The organism is Sorangium sp. So ce117 (assembly GCF_051524395.1).
GTDB lineage: Bacteria > Myxococcota_A > Polyangia > Polyangiales > Polyangiaceae > Sorangium > Sorangium cellulosum_B.
The window spans coordinates 11,315,395-11,333,339 of record NZ_CP150309.1 but is presented as its reverse complement, the minus strand read 5'-3'; the positions used below and the strand labels follow the sequence as shown (position 1 = coordinate 11,333,339).

Annotated in this window: 12 protein-coding genes; 6 read left to right on the top strand and 6 right to left on the bottom strand. The window is 75.8% G+C overall.

What is annotated here, in order from left to right:
* Positions 1–61: 61 nt before the first annotated feature.
* Complete coding sequence (locus WMF46_RS42490) at positions 62–1,564, bottom strand: amino acid permease (protein ID WP_437988000.1); 1,503 nt, start codon at positions 1,562–1,564, stop codon at positions 62–64.
* A 289-nt stretch (positions 1,565–1,853) separates the two neighbouring features.
* Here WMF46_RS42490 and WMF46_RS42485 point away from each other — a divergent pair, with 289 nt between their 5' ends.
* From WMF46_RS42485 to WMF46_RS42465, 5 genes are read left to right on the top strand one after another with little or no spacing between them, the layout of a single operon-like run.
* Positions 1,854–2,777: an alpha/beta hydrolase gene (locus tag WMF46_RS42485; RefSeq protein ID WP_437982457.1), complete on the top strand. Its 924-nt coding sequence runs from the start codon at positions 1,854–1,856 to the stop codon at positions 2,775–2,777.
* A 21-nt stretch (positions 2,778–2,798) separates the two neighbouring features.
* Positions 2,799–5,879: a PEP/pyruvate-binding domain-containing protein gene (locus WMF46_RS42480; protein ID WP_437982456.1), complete on the top strand. Its 3,081-nt coding sequence runs from the start codon at positions 2,799–2,801 to the stop codon at positions 5,877–5,879.
* Complete coding sequence (locus tag WMF46_RS42475; protein ID WP_437982455.1) at positions 5,876–6,856, top strand: pseudouridine synthase; 981 nt, start codon at positions 5,876–5,878, stop codon at positions 6,854–6,856. The genes WMF46_RS42480 and WMF46_RS42475 overlap by 4 nt, the downstream gene beginning before the upstream one ends.
* Positions 6,853–7,653: a hypothetical protein gene (locus WMF46_RS42470; RefSeq protein ID WP_437982454.1), complete on the top strand. Its 801-nt coding sequence runs from the start codon at positions 6,853–6,855 to the stop codon at positions 7,651–7,653. The genes WMF46_RS42475 and WMF46_RS42470 overlap by 4 nt, the downstream gene beginning before the upstream one ends.
* Before the next feature lie 34 nt (positions 7,654–7,687).
* Positions 7,688–8,365: a hypothetical protein gene (locus WMF46_RS42465; RefSeq protein WP_437546473.1), complete on the top strand. Its 678-nt coding sequence runs from the start codon at positions 7,688–7,690 to the stop codon at positions 8,363–8,365.
* Positions 8,366–8,401: 36 nt separating this feature from the next.
* Here WMF46_RS42465 and WMF46_RS42460 read toward each other — a convergent pair whose 3' ends face one another.
* From WMF46_RS42460 to WMF46_RS42450, 3 genes are all read right to left on the bottom strand, one after another.
* A complete protein-coding gene (locus WMF46_RS42460; protein ID WP_437982453.1) occupies positions 8,402–9,322 on the bottom strand; it encodes a 3-hydroxyacyl-CoA dehydrogenase family protein in 921 nt (306 codons plus the stop codon).
* Complete coding sequence (locus WMF46_RS42455) at positions 9,319–9,846, bottom strand: hypothetical protein (RefSeq protein ID WP_437982452.1); 528 nt, start codon at positions 9,844–9,846, stop codon at positions 9,319–9,321. Before WMF46_RS42455 ends, WMF46_RS42460 begins: the two co-directional genes overlap by 4 nt.
* 109 nt (positions 9,847–9,955) lie before the next feature.
* Positions 9,956–12,427, bottom strand: coding sequence for an AAA family ATPase (locus tag WMF46_RS42450; RefSeq protein ID WP_437982451.1), 2,472 nt, complete (start codon positions 12,425–12,427; stop codon positions 9,956–9,958).
* Here WMF46_RS42450 and WMF46_RS42445 point away from each other — a divergent pair.
* Positions 12,426–12,563 carry a hypothetical protein gene (locus WMF46_RS42445; RefSeq protein WP_437982450.1) on the top strand — a complete coding sequence of 46 codons (138 nt, stop codon included), beginning with the start codon at positions 12,426–12,428 and terminating at the stop codon, positions 12,561–12,563. The two genes, WMF46_RS42450 and WMF46_RS42445, sit on opposite strands and share 2 nt — an antisense overlap.
* A 103-nt stretch (positions 12,564–12,666) precedes the next feature.
* Here WMF46_RS42445 and WMF46_RS42440 read toward each other — a convergent pair whose 3' ends face one another.
* Both WMF46_RS42440 and WMF46_RS42435 read right to left on the bottom strand, forming a co-directional pair.
* Entirely contained in the window at positions 12,667–17,307 is a 4,641-nt protein-coding gene (locus WMF46_RS42440; RefSeq protein WP_437982449.1) for a VIT domain-containing protein, read from the bottom strand.
* Positions 17,308–17,312: 5 nt separating this feature from the next.
* A complete protein-coding gene (locus WMF46_RS42435; protein ID WP_437527665.1) occupies positions 17,313–17,891 on the bottom strand; it encodes an RNA polymerase sigma factor in 579 nt (192 codons plus the stop codon).
* Between the last annotated feature and the right edge of the window lie 54 nt (positions 17,892–17,945).

Below are 17,945 nucleotides of genomic sequence, written 5' to 3'. Positions count from 1 at the left end.
AGGCTGATTCGCCTTCTCAGCCTCTCTGCCGGCCGCTGCGTCCCTCTCTTCCGCCGGATGCCTACGGCTCGCCGCGCGCGGCGATCTGCCCGACGGCCCGCTCCGCCTCCGCGATCTCCCGCTCTCGCTGCTGGATCATCACCCCCTGGGGCGGGCCCTGGAAGCGGCGGCGCTCCAGCGCGAACCAGACGATGGCCGTCACGGCGAACACGATGAGCATGATGCCCAAAGCCTTGTCGTTCGGCGGCTGGACGCTCACCACGATCAGCATCAGGCACGCGAGGACGCTGATGATCGCGAGCGGCCGGTACAGCGGGCCGAGGTCCCACGGGCCCATCTTCACCCAGGTGCGGCCGTAGGCGCGCACGCCCATCATCGTGGGCATCACGTACGAGATGTAGAGGAAGATCACGCAGACGGCCGTGATCGTCGAGTAGACGGGCGTGTACACGGTGAAGCCTATCGTCAGCGCGCTGACGACCCAGATCGCCGTCGCCGGCGTCCGGAACTTCGGGCTCACCTTGCGCAGCTGCTCCGAGAGCGGCAGCCCCCCGTCGCGGGCGAACGCGAAGGTCATGCGGGAGGCCGACGTCACCGTCGCCAGCCCGCAGAGGTACTGGGCCACCGAGATGCCGGCGTAGAGCGCGATCCGGAGGTTCTCCGGAATGACGCGCTCCATGACCCAGAAGAAGACGCCGCCGCCCTTCGACGCCGCCTCATCCATGTCCGGGATCGCGAGCACGATCGCGCTCAGCATCAGCGCCCCGAAGACGCCGGAGACGAGCACCGCCCGGACGATGCCCCGCGGGACCGTCTGCGCCGCGCCGATCGTCTCCTCCGACGTGTGCGCCGACGCGTCGTACCCCGTGATCGTGTACGCGGGCAGGAGGAAGCTCAGGAGGAACAGCGTTGTCATGCTGCCCGTCTCCGGCCACACGTCGCCCCCCTTCGGCCCGCTGTAGTTCGTGAACGTGACGAGCCGGCTGGCGTCGATCGCGGGCGCGTAGAAGAGCATCGCGGCGGTGAGGATCACCGAGACGACGAGGATGAGGTACCCGCTGAAGTCGGTGAGCAGCGTGGTGACGCGGATGCCGAGGTGATTGAAGAGCGCCTGCGTCCCCGTGATGAGCGTGACCCCGACGGCCTGCGTCACCAGCGCGCGATCCGGGGGCATCGCGGCGAGATCCACGCCGAACAGCGGGCCGAGCGAGCTCATGATGAACAGGTAGGCGCCGACGTTGATGGCCGCGAGGACGGTGATCAGCCCGATCAGGTTGAACCACGCGGTGGCCCAGCCGAAGCCCCGGCCGCCGAGGATCGAGGCCCAGTGGTACAGGCCGCCCGCGGTCGGGAACGCCGACGCGACCTGGCCCATCGTGAGCGCGATACAGAGCGTGAGCGCGCTGCACACCGGCCACCCGATGCCGATGCCGGCGCCGCCGACGCTGCAAAAGCCCATCTGGAACGACGTGATGCCGCCCGCGATGATGCAGATGATCGAGAACGAGATCGCGAAGTTGGAGAAGCCCCCCATCCTGCGCAGCAGCTCCTGCGCATAGCCCATGCTGTGGAGCGTCTTCACGTCGTCCGCGATCACGCCCTCCACGCTGCCCGGCGCGCCGCCTGCGCGCGGCCCGACGTCCCCCTTCGTCTCACGGCTCATGAGCGGTCCCCTTTCGTCACGGGTCTCTCGCCCGGGGCCGACGGAGCCGTTCGGGCCTCGTCAGGATCGGCGCGTCTCGCCGATGAGCGCTCCCCCTTCGAGGGCCTCCGCCCGGACCCATGCAGCCTACATGGGGGCACGTGGGCCTGCCCAGGGCTGCGCCCGCGCCCCGCTGCTACCCTCGCCGCCGATGGCCGCCACGACGATCCCCCCGCTCTCGCGCCGGCGCGCGCTGCTCGGCCTCGCCGCGCTCGCCGCGCCCTCGTGCCGGCGAGGCTCCTCACCGCCGGCGCCGGAGGAGGCGGCCCCCTCGGCCTGGAAGGATCTCCGGTTCGAGCCCGCTTCCGAGGGCGAAGGCCCGCAGCGCGCGCTGCTGCTCGCGCCCGAGGCCGCGCCGGCGCCGCCGCTCCTCGTCGCGCTGCACGGGCGCGGCGAGGCGGTGCGAGGCCTCGAGGTCGGCGCGCGCGGCTGGCGCGACGACTACGGCCTCGACGCGGCCCTCCGGCGGCTCCGCTCGCCACCGCTCACGCCGGACGATCTCGGGCAGATGGTGACGCCCGAGCGGCTCGCGCAGCTCAACGCCTCGCTGAAGGAGCACCCCTACCGCGGGCTCTGCATCGCCACGCCGTTCACGCCCGACCTCCGCGACCGCTCCGTCGAGGGGGCCGCGGGCTTCGGCCGTTTCCTCGTCGAGCGGCTCCTGCCGCGCGCGCGCGCCGAGGGCGGCTGCCAGGCCACGTGCGAGGCCACCGGCATCGACGGCGTGAGCCTCGGCGGCCGCCTCGCGCTGCTCGTCGGCCTGTCGTTCCCCGACGTCTTCGGCGCGGTCGGCGCCCTGCAGCCCGCGGTGCGGGCGGGCGAGGCGGAGATGTTCTCCGCGCTCGCGCGCCGGGCCATGGAGCGCCGCGCGGTCGCGCTCCGGCTCGTGTCGAGCGAGGCCGACCCCTTCTTGCCCGCCATCCAGGCGCTCAGCGATCGGCTGCGGCAGGACGGCGTGACCCACACCCTGCTCGTCGTGCCCGGCCCGCACGACTACGCCTGGAATCGGGGGCCGGGCGGCGTTGAAATGGTGCTCTGGCACGAGCGGATCCAGCGCGGTTTGCCGCCGCCGTGATCGCGGCGGCCCGGCCGTCACATGCCCCTGACCCAGGCCGCCGAACCGTGTTACTCCCTCGGCATCGACGTGGCCGACCCCACACGCACCGCCCGCGCCGACAGCGCGACCGACCCGCCCACCGTGCGCGAGTGGCTCAAGCCGCTCGAGAGCGCCGGCCTGCGCCGCCACACGAGCGCGAAGCGCGTCGGCGGCAAGGCGGCCTCGCTCGGCCGCCTGCTCCGCGACGGCTTCCCGGTGCCGCGCGGGTGGGTGCTCGACGCGCGGTGCTTCACGGAGCTCGTCGACCGGCAGCTGCCGCCGGGGCACGACCTCGCCACGCTGATCCGGCTCTCGGGCACGAGGGCGGGCGTCGACCGGGCGGCGCGCGCGCGTGACCGCATCCTGAGCGAGCCGCTGCCCGAGGCGCTCTCGACCGCGCTGCGGGCGCTCTGGCAGGCCGTCGAGCAGGAGGCCCCGTGGGGCCTCGCGGTGCGGTCCAGCGCCACGTGCGAGGACAGCGAGGAGACGTCGATGGCGGGGCTCGCGACGTCCGTGCTCGGCGTGCGCGGCGAGGCCGGGCTCGACGCCGCGATCCGGCAGGTCTGGGCGAGCGCCTTCCTGCCGCGCGCGCTCGCGTACCTCGCGCACGCCGGCGTCCGCGACGTCGCGATGGGCGTCGTGCTGCAGGTGATGGTGCGCGCCGAGGCCGCGGGCGTGCTGTTCACCGCGCCCCCGCCGGGGCTCGAGGGCGAGCACTGGCACGCCGGCGAGCGGCTCGTGAACGCCACGCTCGGGCTCGGCGCGCCGGTCGTCGACGGCGCCGCGGCGGCCGACACGATCCGGCTCGCGCGCGACGGCGGCAGGGTCGTCGCGTCGGCGGTGGCGCAGAAGCGGCGGGCGCTCGTCGTGGGCGCGGCCGGGCTCGAGGAGGTCCAGGTGCCCGAGCCGAGCGCCGAGCAGCCGGCGCTCGGCGAGGCCGCGCTGCGGCAGCTCGCCGAGCTCGCCGAGCGGCTCGAGCAGGGCGGCAAGGGCCCGTTCGACGTGGAGTTCGCGGTCGAGGCGGTCGAAGCGGTCGACGAGCGCGGTGAGGGCCCGCCCGGCGCGGCGCGCGTGGTCGACGGGGAAGCGCCGTCCGACCTGCTGGAGGGCGCCGCCGCGGCGGGCGCGTCCGCTCCGGTGGCGCGGGAAGCCGGGGAAGGCGCGCCCTCCCCGGCGGCGTCGGAGGGCGGCGAAGGCGCGCCCTCCTCGGTGGCGCGGCGCGTGTGGCTGCTCCAGGTGCGTCCGGTGAGCGGCGGCGGCTTCCCCGAGGGCGGCGACGCCGACACGATCTGGTCGCGCGCCAACGTGGGCGAGGCGCTCCCCGGCGCGGCGACGCCGCTCACCTGGTCGGTGGCGCGGGCGTTCTCCGACCGGGGCTTCCGCGAGGCGTTCTCCGCGCTCGGCTGCCGCGTGCCGCGGGGCGCGCGCCTCGTGGCCAACGTGCACGGGCGCTTCTACCTCAACCTCACCGCCTTCATGCGGATCGCGGCGCAGGTCCCGGGGCTCTCGCCGCGCGCGCTGCTCGGCATGAGCGGCGGGGCGAGCGAGGCGCTCATCGCGCGGCTCGCCGAGCAGAGCGAGGGCGTCTCGCGGCGCGGCTTCTATGCGCGGCTGCCGCTCACGGGGCCGCGGCTCCTCCTCCGGCAGGCGCGGCTCGAGCGCGAGGTGGCGGCCTACGAGGGCGAGGCGCTCTGGGCGCAGCGCGCCCTCTCCGAGCTCGACATGACGCTCCTGCCGGACGACGCCATCGGCACCACGCTCCGGAGCGTCTTCCTGCTGCTCGAGCGGACCGGCACGCGGATGCTGCACTGCGCGTCGGCGTCGCTCGCGAGCCACCTCGCGCTGTGCAAGGCGCTCGAGCGCATCGCGGGCCGCCGCGCCTCCGCGCGCTCCGCCTCCGGGGAGGCGCACCTCGACGCGCCGGCCGGGCGCGCGGAGACGAACGTCGAGCACCTGGCGCAGGTGCTCGCGGGCGGCGTGCGCGAGCTCGACAGCGCGGGGCCGGGCATCGAGCTCGCGCGGGTCGCCGAGCTCGTCATGCAGGATCGGACGGCGCGCGAGCGGCTCCTCGCCGGCGGGGTCCTGTGGCCGCGCGACCTGCCCGAGGGGCCGGCGCGCGACGCGTACGCGCGGTTCCTCGACGCCTACGGCGATCGCGCGGTGCGCGAGGCGGAGCTCGCGACGCCGCGCTGGCGGGAGGACCCGTCGCCGGTCGTCGCGATGCTCACGGCGTCGCTGCGCGGGGCGCCGGGCGATCCGGAGCGCGCGCTGGCGCGCGCCCGGGCGCTCGCCGATCGGGAGATGGCGATGCTCGAGACGCGCGTGCCGCGGCTGGAGCTCGCGCTCCTGCGCACCCTCGTCGGCCGCGCGCAGCGCTACGTGCGCCTGCGGGAGCGCATGCGCACGTGGGTGACGCGCGTCCTCGGCATGCTGCGCAGGGTCGCGCTCGACATCGACCGGCGCCTCCGGCGCATCGATCCCTCGCTGGAGCCCGGGAGCGTCTTCTTCTGCACTTACGAAGAGCTCGCGACGGCGCTCTCCAGCGGTCGCGCCGACGTGGGCCACCTCGTCCGGCTGCGGCGCGCCGAGCACCTCCGCGACGCTGCGCGCCCCGATCCGCCGGCCACCTTCATCGGCCGGCCGCCGCCGGTCGTGCTGCCGCCCGCGTCCGGCGAGCGCCTGCTCGGGCTGCCGGCGAGCCCCGGGGTCGTCGAGGGGCGGGCCCGCGTGCTCGATCCGGGCGCCTCGGCGCTCGACGCGGTGGCGCCGGGGGAGGTGCTGGTCGCGCGCACGACCGACGTCGGCCTCTCGCCCCTGTTCCTGGTGGCCGCCGCGGTCGTGACCGAGCTCGGCGGCCCCATGTCGCACGCCTCGATCGTCGCGCGGGAGTACGGCATCCCTGCGGTGGTGAACGTCCCCGGCGTGACGCTGGCGATCAAGACGGGCGATCGGCTCCGCATCGACGGCGATCGCGGCGTTGTCGAGCGCCTGGACGAGCGCGCCTCGCCGTCGTCGCCGGGCGTCGTCGCCGGGGGAGCTCCCGGCGGCGGCGCTGTCCCGCGCGCGGCGCCGCCCGGATGACGGCCGCGCGCTTCCGCGTCGGGCCCTCCGACGGCCCCACGGTGGCCGACTTCCTCGAGCGCGCGGGCGGGGCGTCGCGGGGCCTCGCGGGCGCGGCGGCGGAGGGGCGCGCGTTCCTGAACGGCCGGCGCGCGCGGCCCGGCGACGCGGTGGCCGTCGGCGACGAGCTCGCGGTGTGGCCGGCGCGGCGCGACGCGCCGGGGGCGCCGCCGGTGGAGGTGCTGGCGCGCTGGGGGGAGCTCCTTGTCGCGTCGAAGCCCGCGGCGCTGCCGACGGAGCCGGAGCGCCGGGGCACGCGGTCGCTGGTCACGGAGGTCGCGGAGCTGCTCGGGCTGCGCGATCTGCCGCACGCGGCCTCGCGGCTCGACGTCGGCGTGAGCGGCGCGGTGCTGTGTGCGACGGGCGCGCGGGGCCGGCGGCACCTGGCCGCGATGCGCGAGGCGGGGCGCATCGCGCGGGTCTACGTGGGCATCGCCGGGGGTCGCGTCGACGGGGCGGGCACGTGGGATGCGCCCATCGGTGCGGCGCGGGCGCGGGGCGGGCGCAGCCTGCCCGCGGTAGGCGGCGCGGACGCGAAAGACGCGGCGACGCGGTACCGCGCGGTCGCCTCGGCGGGCGGCGGCGCGGCGCCGGCCACGCTCCTGCGCCTCGACCCGGTGACGGGCCGCACGCACCAGCTCCGGGTGCACGCGGCGCACGCCGGGGCGCCGCTCCTGGGCGACCGCGACCATGGAGGGGCCCGGTCGGTGACCACGGCGAGGGGCCGGGTGATCCCGCTCTCGCGCGTCGCGCTGCACGCCTTGCGCGTCACGGTGCCGGACGAGCGCGGCGAGCTCTGCGCGGCGATCGCGCCGGTGCCGGACGAGCTCCGCGAGCTCTGGGGGGCGCTCGACGGCGACGGCTCGACGTGGGAAGAGGTGCTCTCCGCGACGCTCGAGGTGGCCCTGCCGCTCGGGCCTCCTCCCGGTACCCGATGACCTCGCCTCGCCCTCTCACCCGCGCCGCCCTGGGGCTCCTCGCTGGCCTTGCGCTTGCTGCCGCCGGCGTGGTCGCCGTCGCCGAGCCGGAGGCTCCGCCGTCCCGCGCGGGGTATGCGCCGGACCCTGCCCCGCGGCCCAGCGCGAAGCAGTGGGTCTTCGACGTGCAGTACGCGAAGGTGAAGGGCGCGATCGTGCGGGTGCGACCGGTGACGCTCGACCGGCCTCTGGCGACGGCGCGCATGATGGGCCGGTTCGCGATCGAGCTGTACGTTGGCCAGGAGCTCCTCGATCGGGTCCGTTTCAACGTGCCGCTGACGGGGGACGCGCCGGAGCGGTCGCCGGGCGTGCTGCCCCGCCGTCCGACGTTCGACAACGGCGTGAAGACGCGGCTGAGCGTGCAGATGGCGGACAACCCGCGCGCGAGCTGGGTCAAGCTGGTGGACCGGAAGACGGGCGCGGAGGAGCGCTTCTTCTGGCCGCCGGAGCCGGACGGCCGCCTGGTGGCGCTGGGCGCGCAGGGCGGGGTGGCGCTCGACGGGGGCGCGCCGGGGGATGCGGGCAAGCTGCCTGCGGACGCCGGGGGACCGGCGGATGCGGGCTGGCCGGACGCCGGCCCCGATGGGGGCTTTCCGCCGGTGGACGCCGGGTGGCCGGACGCGGGGAGGCTGCCGGTGGACGCGGGGTGGCCGGACGCGGGGAGGCTGCCGGTGGACGCGGGGTGGCCGCCGGCGGACGCTGGGCAGCCGCCGGATGCCGGGTTGCCGCCGGATCCGTTCAGGCCGCGGCGGAAGTAGCGCGGCCTGCCTGAGCTGCGGTACCTTGGCGGGCATGCAGGACCGCTCGCTCGCTGTCGTCGCATCGCTCGCCCTCGCTGTCGTCTTCTCCGCGGCGCCGGTCGCCGCCCAGCCGCCTGCGGGCAAGGAGAAGCCGCAGGCGGCTGCGCCTGAGCCGGCGGCGGCCGCGCCCGACGCTGCTCCGTCGCAGCGCAAAGATCCCAGCGGGCACACCGGCATCAGCCCCTACACGGAGCAGGTCCTGAAGGGCCAGGCGTCGTTCGTTGCGCGCGACATCCCCGGCGCGATCGCGGCCTTCCAGGAGGCGATCAAGCAGGATTCCTCGAAGATGCTCGGCTTCTACCTGCTCGGCGAGGCGATGCTGGAGTCCGGCAACATGGCGGAAGCCGAGACGGCCTGGACCACGGCGACCGGCAAGAAGGGCACGGAGGAACTCCACGCCAAGGTGCTCTTCTGCCTCGCCGATCTGCGCGAGCGTCAGAAGAACTGGCAGGCGGTGAAGGAGGCGTGGGGGGCCTACAGCGCGTACCTGACGAGCAACCCCAAGGCGACCGGCTATCCGGCGACCGCGGCGGAGCGCCAGAAGCAGGTCGACCGGCGGATGAAGGACGAGAAGGACTACGCCGTGGTCAAGGAGCGTATCGTCCAGCGCGAGGCCGAGCGCCTGAAGGAAGCCGAAGAGAACGCCAAGAAGGACAAGCTGAACCGGTAGCGCGCCCCCGGCCGCGCGCGGCGCCCGCCGCGCTCCCTACCCGCGACGCCAGCCGTCGCTGGGCTGGGCCCCCGCCTCCGTCCACCGATAGAACCCTTCCCCCGTCTTCTTCCCGAGCTTCCCCGCCCGCACCATCTGCCGCAGGATCACCGGCGGCCGGAACTGCTCCCCCACCTCGCGGTGGAGGTGCTCCAGGATGGCGAGCCGCACGTCGAGCCCCACGAGATCCGTCAGCTTGAGCGGCCCCATCGGGTGCCGGTACCCGAGCTCCATCGCCCGATCGATGTCGACAGCCGACGCCACCCCGGCCTCCAGCATCCGCATCGCCTCTGCGCCGAGCGCCACGCCGAGCCGGCTCGTCGCGAAGCCGGGCGTGTCGTTCACCACGATCGGCGTCTTGCCCAGGCGCCTCGCCACCGAGAGCGCCGCCGTCACCGTCGCCTCGTCGGTCTCGAGCCCCCGCACCACCTCGAGCAGCTCCATCACCGGCGGCGGGTTGAAGAAGTGCAGGCCGATCGTGCGCCCGCCCGCGCCGAGCCGGCGCCCGAGCTCCGTGACGCTCAGGCTCGACGTGTTCGTGCCGAGCAGCGCCCGCTCCGGCGCCGCCGCCTTCACCCGGCCGAGCACCTCGACCTTGAGGTCCATCCGCTCGGGCACCGCCTCGATCACGAGATCGGCGTCCGCCGCCGCGCGCTCGAGATCCGGCGACGCCACGAGCATCCCGATCATCTCGCTGCGCGCCTCGTTGAGCATCTTGCCCTTCTGGACGAGGCGATCGGTCGCGCGCTTGATGTCCTCGATCACCGCGCCGATCCGCGCGGCGTCGACGTCGTACAGGCGCGTCACGTAGCCGGCGATCGCCGTGACCTGCGCGATCCCCTGGCCCATCGTGCCCGCGCCGAGCACCAGCACCGTGCGCATGCGCGCCGCGGCGGGGTCCACCGCGATCTCGCTCACTTCGACGGCGCCGGGGCGCCGTCCTTCTGCCGCGCTTCCATGCGCTTGCGCACCAGCTCCACCTCCTGCGGCGTCAGCTTGCGCAGGTTCGCCGGGCCCGGCGCGGCGGTGCCCGCCGCGCGCGCGGCCGCGGCGGCGCTCAGAGCCTCCGCGGCCGCCCCTGCCGCGGGCCCGGTCGGCGCCGCCGGGCGCGCGCCGGGCTGCGCCGCGGGGCGAGCCTCGGCGGTCGCCGGGCGCGCGCCAGCGGGGGCGGGGCGAGCGCCGGCCGCGGCCGGGCGAACCTCGGCTGCAGCCGGGCGCGCGCCCGCCGGCGCGGCCTGCCCTGCGGCGCCGTCGTCGTCGCTGCTCATCGCGAGAAACGCGACGCCAGCCACCACGAAGACCGCGAGCCCCAGCGCAGGGACCCAGTTCGGGGTGGGCGGCTCGTCCGCCGGCAGCGCGCGGGCGGGCTCCCCGTCGAAGCCATGGTGATCGCTCACGTCGTGCGCCGGGGCCGCGTGAGCCTCGTGATGGGCCGTGCTCATGCGCGGACAGTTGCCGCACTTCGAAAGCGGCGTCGAGGGGGTTCCACGCGCTTCCACGTCTCGCCTCACGTACCGCTCGCGCCCCGCCGGCCAGAACGGCCGGGCGCGCTCAGCCCGCGAGCCGCCGGTGGCTGTCGAGCGCCGCGCGCTGATCCTCGAGATCGTCGCCGTAGACGGCCTCGATCGCCTCCGCCGCGAGGCGGTGCTGCCGCTCCGCCGTCTCCTTCGGCTGCATCCCGTACGCGGCGTCGCGGATCAGCACCGTGCAGAACTCGAAGCGGTGCTCCCCCATCCGCGACCAGATCCGCTGCGCCTCGCCGAAGCGCAGGTGATCCACGAGCGCCGAGGCGTCCGGGATCATCCGGGCGAGCACGCGCGTGTCGAACTCGCGCCCCAGCACCGCGGCGGAGATCACCGTCTGCCGCGTGCGCGGCTCGAGCCGCTCGAGCCGCGCGACGAGCAGGCTGTTCACGGTCCGCGGCGGCATGAACCGGCTCGATCGCGCGGCGTCGTGGGCCGACCCGTACCGCCCGTCCTCCAGCCAGTACGCGAGGATCTCCTGCGCGAAGAACGGGTTCCCCCCCGCGGTCTCGCCGAGCAGCGACCCGAGCATCGTGGGGAGCGGGCCGCCGAAGAACGGCTCCGCGAGCGCGAGCAGCCGCTCCGCCGGGAGCGGCGCGAGCTCGATCGCCTGCGACGGGATGCCGGCGTCGAGCGGGATGCGGGCGTCCACGCCCTCCCCCGAGGACGCCGCCGGCCGCGCCGAGCAGATCACCGCCAGCGGCAGGTCCCTGCAGGCGGCCGTGATCGCGCGCACCGCGTCGAGCGAGGTCCGATCGGCCCACTGCGCGTCGTCGAGGTGCACCACCACCGGCTGCAGCGAGCTCTCCGCGACGAGCAGCGCGGCGAGCGCCTCGAGGACCTCGTCGCGCCCCCCGGCCTCGGCCCCCGCCTCGTGGGCGCGCAGCCTGAGCAGCCGCGCGAACGCCCCGCGCGACCTGTCGATCCCGGCCCGCACCTCGGTCCAGCTCTCGGGCAGCCGCTCCAGGAGGAGCTCCAGCGCGAGATCGAGCCCCGCCTCCTTGGCCCGCTGGCCGAGCTCCGACGAGATCCCGAGGTACTCCTTGAGCGCGAACTCGAACGCGTAGAGCGGGGTCCTCAGCGTCTGATCGCAGCGGGCCTCGATCCACAGGAGCGGGCGCATGTCCATGAGCTGCGCGCGCTGGTGGCGGTAGCTGTGCACGAGGTAGCTCTTGCCGATGCCCGCCTCGCCGAGGATGTACACGACGCCCGCGGAGCGCCCGGTGAACAGGGGCTCTAGCGCCTGCGTGAGCCGCCCGAGCTCGACCTCGCGGCCGATGGGGCCGAGGTCGTAGAACTCCTCCTGCACCGCGATGCGCCGCCGCTCGAGCGAGTAGACGAGGATCGGCAGATCGAACCCGTCGAACCGGAAGATGTTCTCCGTCGACCACTGGTGGCTCGCCTCGCCCGCGCGGAACGCCCGCTCGTCCGCCCAGATCGACGACGGCGCGGCCTTCCGCGCGATCTGCGCGGCGAGGTGGATGGCGCGGCCGACGCACGCGAACTCGCGGCGGCCCACGGCGCCGAAGAAGCCGACCAGGCAGCGCGCGCGGGTGACGCCCACCGCGAGCCGGGGCACGCCGAGGCCGTTGCTCTTCAGCTCGAGCGCGAAGTCGAGGGCGCGATCGTGGTCGCTCTCGTGCGCGACGGGCGCGCCGAAGTAGAACTGCGCGCCGAAGCCGCGCTCGGTCACGGTCATGCCGGCGAACGTCGCGCCGTACATCGCCGAGATCTCGTGCAGCTGCTGGAGGAGCTCCGTCGGGCTCTCCACCCGATCGAGCGAGACCGACACCGTCGTCACCTCGCGGATCTCGCCCTCCGGCGCGAGATCGCCCGCGCCCGGCGGCAGGAACGCCTCGACGTCCGCGTCCGTCGGGGCCGACGTGATCGTCAGCGAGGGGGGCCCGCTCAGGAGATCGGCCTCGTCGAGCTCCGCCACGCTCTCCCGCGCGCTCGCCGCGGGGAGCCGCTCGCGGAAGCTGCGATCGAGGTGGAGCTCGCTGTCGTCCACCCCGCGGTCGGTCGCCTGGCAGGCCTCCATCGCGGGGCCGTAGATGAGGAAGTACGCGCGATCCGGGGCGATGCGCACGATCGTCCAGTGGACCGTGCCCCAGGCGAGCCCGATCCTGAACGGCGTCTGCGCGCCCCCGGCGCCCAGCGCGCGCCGCGCCGCGAGCTCCAGGAGGCTGCGCCGCATCGCGAGCGCCGCGCTGCGGGCGTGCCGGGTGACGTTGCGCCCTGGCCGATCGGGGAACAGCGCCGTGAACCCGCCGGCGGGCGACAGCGTCGCGACGAACCCGCCCGACTGGTGCACGGCCTCGAACAGCGGATCGAAGAACGATCGCAGCGCGTCCGGATCGAGCGCCTGGCGCGCGATCATCTGCTCGGCGAGCTCCACGATCGCCGGCAGCGAGACGTGCAGGACAGCCGCGTCGATCGCTCCCGCGTATTGCCCTTCGGCATCCTGTTCGAGGATGAAGTCCGGGACGAGCGGATTCATGTCGAAACTGTATCGGGTATCTCCGCCCGACACGAGCGCGGCGGGAGGGCCGCTCGAGCCCCGGGCGAGCGCGCCCGGGGGGGCGATGAAGCGGTTGTTACGGAAGCGCGCTGCGGGGGTCGTTCAGGACATGTGAAGGGAGGGGTGCGCAAGAGAGAGCCTCCGCGCGTGGGCGGAGGTCGGTCCCGTCAGGTTCGTCCTTGTCGATTCCGTCAGTTTCGTCAGTTTCGTCCGTTTCGTCAGAACGGCGGGGCCGCCAGGCCGTCGACCGGCACCAGGCGGGAGGTGAAGAAGACGCGCACCGTGCCGAGCTCGAGGCGCGCGCCGTCGAGCGTGAAGGGCACCTTGCGGGTCTCTCCGGCGAGGCGGAGGGTCAGCTCGCCGCGGACCGGGCCCGGCGCGCGGGCCCCGGGGCTCGAGGCGCCGGCGCCCTCCTCGGCCGACGCGCGCGCGATCTCGACGACGTAGCTCCCCTTGGGGAGGCTCCGCAGCGCCAGGGACTCCGAACGCGTGCTCGTCGCGTCGCGCGAGCGCACACCCACCGACGGGAGGGTCGCGCCCATCCACGAGACGCGCCGCCCCTGCGCGTCGATGAGGGAGAGGTCGAGGTCGGCGCCGCCGGTCCACTCGGCGCTGAGCCGCACGTCGCCGGGCAGGTCGGCGGCCGGCGCCGCGTCCGGCTGCGCGAGCCGCCTGTCGATCTCCGCGCGGATCGCGGAGGTCGCGTCGAGGCGGAGCTGGCTCGCGAGCTCGCTCATGCCGCCCTCGCCGGCGCACCGGATCGCGGCGGCGACGAGCTTCGCGTCGGCGGGCGCGAGGTCGGCGAGCGCCACCCGGTGCTGGCACGCGAACGCAGGCCGCCCCGCGGCGTCCCAGAGCTCGGCGAGCCGCGCCTGGGTGGCCCGGTCGCCGGGGCGCACGTCGGCGAGGCCGCCCAGGATGCGCGCGGCGCGGTCGCGCTGGCCCTGCCGCGCCGCGAGGTCGGCGCGGGCGATGAGCGCGTCGGGATCGAGCGCGTCGCGCCCGCTCCAGCGCGCGGTCAGCTCCTGGGCCTCGCCGAGGCGGCCGGTCGTGGCGTAGAGCGCGTAGAGCCCCGCCGTCCTGTCGCGGCTGTCCGGGGCCGCCGCGAGCGCCGCCTCGGCGGCCGCGGTCTTCGCGGCGCTCTCGGGCGCGAGCGTGTTCGTCGCGTCGAAGCTCACCTTGCGATCGAACACCCGGCGCATCGGGATCATCCGCCGCGGGCGCGGGCGCGACCACTCCTCGGCGGCGACGAGGTCATCGCGCGACCTCCGGGCGCGCTCGTCCTGCGGGAGCGCCGGCTTCGGCTCCGCGGGGGCGGCGGCCGTCGGCGCCGGCGCCGGCGCCGGCATGTCGTCGAGCGAGCCCGAGAGGGGATCGAGCTCCTGGGATCGTCGCTTGGCGGGCGACGCCGGGCGGGCGCCGGCCGACGTGCGAGACTCCGCCTTCGCGGCCGGCGCGGCGTCCGGCCAGCCGGAGCCGCCGCCGCCCCTGCCGCTGCCCGACAGGCCGAGGCCCGCCCCGAGCGCGTCGCCCTTCTCCTCGGCGCCCTCGTCCGCCGCGTTGCCGGGCTCCTCCCCCTCGGCGCTCGCGCTCACGCGCTCGGCCTGCTCCTCGCCCGTGAAGGCGGAGGTGATGCCGTCTCGCTCGAGCCCGAACGCCTTGAACATCGCCTCGCTCTCCAGGACGAGCAGCGAGGTGAACCGGCTCGCCACCGAGAAGCGCCGCGACAGCTCGATGACGGCGGGCTTCTGCGCGTCGCCGCCGGTCTCCTCGAGCTCCGCGATCTTCGCCGCGGCGTAGAGGCGCGGGACGAAGGCGTTGCCCGCGCCGGTCGCGGCGACGATGTTGACGGGGTAGGTCTGCTCGAAGCGCTCGCCCGAGACGCGGCCGCGGAGGCGGATCGCGCCGCTGACGTCGGCCCCGGAGCTCATCCGCGCCACGACGAGCGCCTCGCCGCCGGCGCGGATCGGGTCGAGCCGCGCCGGCGTGACCTGGGTCAGGCCGGCCGGGAGCTCGATCTCGGGATCGCGCAGCGCGAGGCCGTACGCCGCGCCGAGGACCGACTGCGCGGCGCTCGCGACCTTCTGGCCGGGCACGTAGGGGACCATCACCCCGCCGCCGCCCCGCGCGAGCGCCCTGAGCGACGTGGTGTCCGCGTCGCTCCCGAGCGCGACCGCGACCACCGCGGCGGCGCCGTCCGCGGGGACCGCGCCGCGCACCGCGGCCTCGATGTGGGCGGGGCGCGTCGGGCCGACCGAGGGCGTGCCGTCGCCGAGGTAGATGATCCGGAGCTCCTTGCCGTCGAGCGGGCCGGCGGCCGCGCGCGCCGCGATCATCGCCGCGGCGAGATCGCTGCCGCCGTCGGGCTCGATGCCGCCGAGGAAGCGCTCGACCTCGCCCGCCGAGGCGGCGCCGGGGGCCATGGGGCGCGCGGCGCCGCCCTGGCCGGCGTCGCCGAGCGAGCGGCAGAGGGTGTCGCACGCGAGCACGACGACCTCGTCGCGCCGGTCCATCTCGCGGACGAGCGACGAGGCGAGCCGCGTCGCGCGGGCGAACCGCTCGCCGACCATGGAGCGGCTCGAGTCGACGACGATCGCGTGGCGCCTCGAGGTCGACTCCTGCCACCGGGGGAGCCGGGGCCGGATCGCGATCGCGACGTACGGCGACGTGTCGCTCGCGATGGCCTGCGCCGCGGCGAGGGAGGCCTCGTGCTCCGCGCCGTCGCGCTTTGACGTCCCGGCCGCGCCCGCCGCGCCGCGCCGCGCCTGGGAGGCCGCGGGTGGCGTGGCCGGGGCCGGGGCGGGGGGCATCCGGTAGGCCCAGGCGGTGACGGGCCGGTCGCGATCGGGGAGCGCGTACTCGACCGTGAGGTCGCCGGCCGGCGTGAACCCGCGGGCCTCCAGCGTGCGGCGGTCGGCCGCGCCGTCCGCGGGCGCGGCGGCGAGCTCGTAGCCGCGCGTCGCGACGCCGAACTCCCGGTCGTGGCCGAGCACCTGCACGTCGAGCGAGAAGTCGCCGATGTTCGTCGTGCCGCTCTGGTCGTGCGCGAGCGGGTAGGTGAAGCGCCGGACGCCGCCGGCCTGCTCGACGAGCTGCGTGTAGGTGAGCACGACGCGCCGCGAGCCGCGCTTCGGGATGGGGAAGATGCGCAGCTCGAACCGGCCGCCCCGCTGCCACTCGAGCAGCGCGGGGTCGCGCCACGGGCCGGGGACCCAGATGATCTCCTCGCGCGGCTTGGGCGCCTTGGGGGCGGCGTTCTGGAGGACGCCGCGCCAGATCGCGGCCCCGCGATCGCGATCGACGAACGCGCCCTCGATGAGCTTGCCGTCCACCTCGAGCGCGAGCCGCTCGATCTGCGCGCCCGGCGGGAGCGGGAACCGGAAGATGCCCTCGAGCTCCTCGTCGGTGTCGTTGGCGAAGGTCTCGTCGATCTCGGTCCTGGCGACGACGTCGACGATCCGCACCTTGACGGCGTGCCTGGCGAGCCGGACGGCCCGCTCTTTCTCCTGCGTCGCGCCCGGCTTGCGCGCCCTGAGCTCGCCGAGGCCGCGGAGCGCCGGGGCGTCGGCCTCCTCGGCGGAGCGGTCGCTCCACTCGAGCGTGTCGGCGAGCGACGTCGCGCTCGCGACCTCGGGCGCGGCGCCCTTCGCGAGCGTCGCCTCCTCGCCGGCGCGCACCTCGACGGGCTCGCCGCGCTCGCCGGTGACGCGCACGGCGCCGCGGGCCACCTCGACCGAGGCGCGCGCGGCGCCCGCGGTGATCGCGAGCTTGGTCCCGAGCACCTCGATCTGGCCGTGCGGCACCTCGACGCGCGCGGGCGGCGCGCCGGGGCTCGGGGTGACGTCGAGGACGACGGCGCCCTCGTCGACGCGCGCGCGGCGGCCGTCGCCGGCGATCCACACGCGGGAGCCGCGGTCGATGGCGAGCGCGGAGCCGTCCGCGAGCGACAGGTGGGCGCGCGTCCGCGCGTCGGTGCGCAGGGTCGCGCCCTCCGGGAGCGTGGCGCCCGCGGCGAGCGGCGCGCAGGCGCCCGAGGCGTCGCACGCCTCGAGGCCGCCCGACCTGTCGGCCGACGCGCGCGACACCGAGGCGACCTTGCCGGACCACGGCGCCCCGGCCGCCGCGGCGACGGACGGCGCCGTCGTTTCGCCGCCGCGCCGCAGGGCGACCCCCGCCGCTACCGCCGCCGCCGCGGCCAGGGCGGCGGCGGCGAAGGCCGAGCGCCGCCCGAAGGCCGTGCGGCGCGCTGCCGGCGCGGTTCGCTCCGGCATCGTGGAGCGCGGTCCGCCCGTGCGCGCCTCGGCCGCGCCGGATCGCGCTCCGGAAGTGTCGGAACGCGGCCTGGGCGTAGGGGAACGCTCTTCGGTGGTGCCGGATCGGACGTCGGCCGTGTCGGATCGCCCTTCGGTGATGTCCGATCGCCCGTCGGCGATGTCCGATCGCTCTTCGGCAATGTCCGATCGAACGTCGGCGATGTCCGATCGCCCGTCGGCGGTATCGGATCGCTCTTCGGCGATGTCCGATCGCCCCTCCGTCACGCCGGATCCCGCGCCAGCGGCGCCGTGTTGTTCCTCGGCGGCCACCTTCAGCACCGCACCGCTCGTCGCGCCCTCCGAAGGGCGCGCCGCCTCGAGCCGCCGGAGCAGCGCGTCCGCGAATCCGTCCGCCGGCCGGAAGTCCGCGCCGGCTGCCGCGGTCACCTCCGCCGCGCGCGCTGCGTCGTGGCGGAGATCGCGGCACGCGTCGCAGCCGGCGATGTGCTCGTACAGCGCTGGCCGCGCCGTCCCGTCGAGCACCTCCGCGAGCTGCTCCTCGACCTCGCCGCAAAGCCCAACCGAACCCGTCTCTGTCGCGCCCATCGCCCTCACTCCTCGCCCAGCTCGGCCCTGAGCCGCGAAAGCGCGCGGCTCACCCGCTTCCGCGCCGCCGCCTCATCGATCCCGCACGCGATGGCCACCTCCTTGAAGGAGAGGCCCGCCTCGAAGCGCAGCACCACCGCCTCGCGCTCGCTCGGCTTGAGCCGCGAGAGCGCGGCGCGGGCGCGCTCGGCCCGCTCGCGCTCCGCCGCGAGCTCGCTCGCGTCGGGCCGCGGCCGGGTGTCGTGGACGAGGCGCAGCCGCGCCTCGCGCCGCGCCCTGAGCTCGGTGTGCCGCCCGCAGAGGCGCCGCGCGATCCCGAAGAGCCAGGCCCGCACGCTGCCCTCGGCGCGGTACTGCGGGAACGCATCGAACGCCGCGAGCAGCGTCTCCTGCACCAGCTCCTCGCTCTCGGCCTGCGACCCCGTGAACGCCATGCACAGCCGGCCCAGCGGCATGGCGTAGGCCTTCGCACACCGCGACAGCGCTTCCCGGAAGTCGCCTGCCCCGATCAGCCCCTCGATCGCGCGCGCCTCGTCGGCCCGCGCGTCGCCCTCCGACCCAACGAGCGCTAACCCAGCTGCCATCGCTGCCTCATCGCCGGCCATGTGCCCCCGTCCCCCGAGTTCGTGACCGGATTT